Origin of the sequence: Dyella sp. ASV21 (assembly GCF_016428975.1) — a bacterium.
GTDB lineage: Bacteria > Pseudomonadota > Gammaproteobacteria > Xanthomonadales > Rhodanobacteraceae > Dyella.
This window is the reverse complement of sequence record NZ_JAELTT010000139.1, coordinates 1-2,971: the sequence shown is the minus strand read 5'-3', so window position 1 is coordinate 2,971 and position 2,971 is coordinate 1. Positions and strand designations below refer to the sequence as shown.

1 protein-coding gene is annotated in these 2,971 nt (G+C 61.8%); it reads right to left on the bottom strand.

Going from position 1 to position 2,971, the window contains the following annotated elements; all coding sequences use genetic code 11:
• Nucleotides 1-284: 284 nt before the first annotated feature.
• Nucleotides 285-2,971, bottom strand: a 2,687-nt coding sequence (tssI, locus tag JHD67_RS21190; protein ID WP_199101125.1) for a type VI secretion system tip protein TssI/VgrG, incomplete at its 5' end; no start/stop codon positions are given.

The window sequence follows — 2,971 nt, the reverse complement described above, 5'->3', positions numbered from 1 at the left end:
CATCCAGCGGCGCTTTGTAGATACCAACGCCTACATAGTTCTTCTCTTGAGGGCTTGAGGTGTCGCCGACGCTTAGGCTTGCGACACCTTGATCATCTACCGAAAGCGCCTTCCCTCCATGCTCCCGGTCACCACTCCAGTACAAGGTGAAGGCCATGGAGGCATCATCAGAATTTCTGGTATGAGTGGAACTTTCTACTGATGCGGCCATAGCGAGGCGTCCGTGTGAGGTTAAGGCAAATGCGGCCACGTACAATGCCGTGTAAGTTATGGATAGCAGCGCTCTAATCACGGCCGATGGTCCATGTCTTCCCCGTTTTCTTGGAGAACCATGTGCACAGATTCTCTAGGTAGTATGCGGGGGTGATAGCTTGCTCGCGATTGGCACCGTTGCCCATCAAATTGGTGTCCGATTGCATTTGCCAGATGGCTTTTCCGCGTAACGCATCACCCCTACCGAAATCCAAATGCTTATCTGGCGCTACGTAGGTGCGATGCACAGAACCGCCATTAAGCCAATACTCGTCTGGCCAATTGAAGAGATGGCCGCATTCATGAGCGTCAACCTGAGCTTGACCAATCGAGCTATAGCCATCCTCTGAATCGCTATCTCGAACAACCCGACTCTCCCCCCAACTCGCCGCATCGGCGCGTTCGCACCTGGGAAATAGTCGAATAGAAGCATGTGCGCCCTTGGCTCCGCGTTCGCTCTTAATCTGAAACTGCACGCGAAACTTTACCGGTAAGCGGCAGCCGCATGCGGCGCCCTCGGCACAATTTGCGAGCACCAGCTTGTAGCCGTCTTGATTGAGCGTGTTCTCAATCGCTCTTTGCTTGGCGGCGAAGTCGTAGTCCGTGCTGGTGCGTGGCACCGTAATGATGTTGGGGTCGCGCTGCTTGGGCGGCGCATTGAGTCCGTTCTGGTTGCTGTAGTACGGAATCGACATCGGCTTGCCATCCGCGCCTTGCAGAGGCTTGCCTGTCGCTGGGTCTAGCTGGTGGATGTCCAGCAGTTCCACCTCGATGCGTAGCGTGGCGACCAGCTGGCGCTCTTCGGCCTTGTAAGTTATGTCGAAGCTGTGCTGACCCGAGCCGCTTACCAACACCGGCTTGCCGTCTTCCCCCAGTGTCAGGCTGCGATCTTCGCCACGCAGGTAATAGGCGGCGGTTTCCATGCTCTCTTTGTATGTGGCGGCAAAGGAGGGGATGCGCCAATTGCATGTTACGGGGGTGCGCAGGTTTATCGGCACCGGTTTGATATCGGCTATGTCTAGAGCGGGCCTTTCCAGCGCGGGCGGTTTGATGGCGTCTGCGGCAGCTTTGTTATGTACCGCTGTGGACGTTCCGTTGCTGGCTTGACTAACGGTCTTGGTGGCACTGCCTTTGGAGGTGCCAGCCATGGGCGTCATGGCAGCGTACACAGGCTCCGTAACCGCCGAAGTTTGGCTTAGCGCGACGCTACTGGCTTGCCAGCCCTGGCAACCCAACTGCAATGGCTGGTCGGCAAAGGCCGCCAGGAGGCGGTCAGTCAGAACCGCGCGGTGGGCTGCTGGGGAGAGTCCGGTCGACAGGGCTTGCACCTGCCCGCGGAGATGAATTTTTGCCCCTTCGATGGTGACGCCCGTTTCATCGATGGTGATGGAGCCGCCCGGACCATAGATGCCTACGCACTCGCTAGCATCGAGCTGGTATCGCTGCGTCTGCCGCTCGATACGCTGCCCGGCGTGCAGCGTGTGGTGTCCCTGCACGGTGGCTTGCACATGCCCGCCCACCTCGACGGTGTGGTTGGCGGCGATCTTCTCGTGGCGGTGATGGCCGACGGTTTCGAGGTGATCCTTGCCGATGGTGACGGTGTGGTTGCGATCGATCTGCAGGAACGCATCCTGGCCGATCTGGTAGCGGCGATCCCTGCCGATGGCGACCTCCTCGTTCTCGCCCACGTTCTCGGTGCGGTCGTGGCCCACGCGAGTGGTTTCGTCGTGCTCGACGACGATGTTCTGGTCTCTCTGCGCGTGGACGTAGATTTCCTCCTGGCCGGCTTCGTCCTCGAAGCGCAGCTCATTACTGCCCTTGCCTTTGTGCGTCTGGCTCTTGATGGTCATGCGCGTCTTGTGACGCGGCAGCGCGTAGGGCGGCGGGTTGAGCGCGTTATACACGCGACCGATCACCATGGGGCGGTCGCAGTCGCCGTCCACGTAGTCGATCATCACCTGTTGGCCAATGCGCGGAATGGCCATGGCGCCCCAACCGGCGCCGGCCCAGCCTTGCGCCACCGGTACCCAGTAGGAGCGGTGTTCGTTGAACGCGCCGTGGCGATCCCACGGAAACTGCACGCACACCTCGCCCCGCGCGTTGACGTAGATTTCCTCCTGCGCCGGCCCCACCACGGTCGCCGCCTGCGGGCCGTCCATGCGCGGCCTGGGGCTGTGCGGCGGCTTCCATTCCACACGGTCGGGCAGCAGCTGTGCGGTGTAGTGGTAGTGCGTGCCTTCGCTGGCGTCGGCGCCGTCTTCTTCCTGGCTGGTGGTCTGGGTGCCTTGGTGCACCATGGCAAGCACGCGCCAGCCGGTGTTCCAGCCGTCGCGTGGATGGCCGTCCATATCGAAGGCCCAGCCGGGTTGCAGGCGCGGGTCATCGCCTTCCACCTCGGCGACGTGGGCCTGGGCGCGCAAGGCCAGCAGGCGCGTTTCCGTATATAGCTTGCCGGTGGTGTCGGTGGCGTCCGGGTAACGGCCGGGGTAGCGGTAGATGGCGTAGTCGCTGGCGGGGTGGTCGAGCGAGGCGGCCCGGTGGGTGGTGGCGTGGTTGAAGCGCGGGTGGTTCTCGCTGTAATCGTGCTGGGTCACCTGGGCGGTGCGCACCTGCTCGGTGTACTGGAACCGCCACAGGCAGGGCATGGCCTGATCGCCGCCGCGTGCCGGCACGTAGGTCACCGGGCCGCCCTCGATGGCGCCGTGCACGTAGAGGCGAT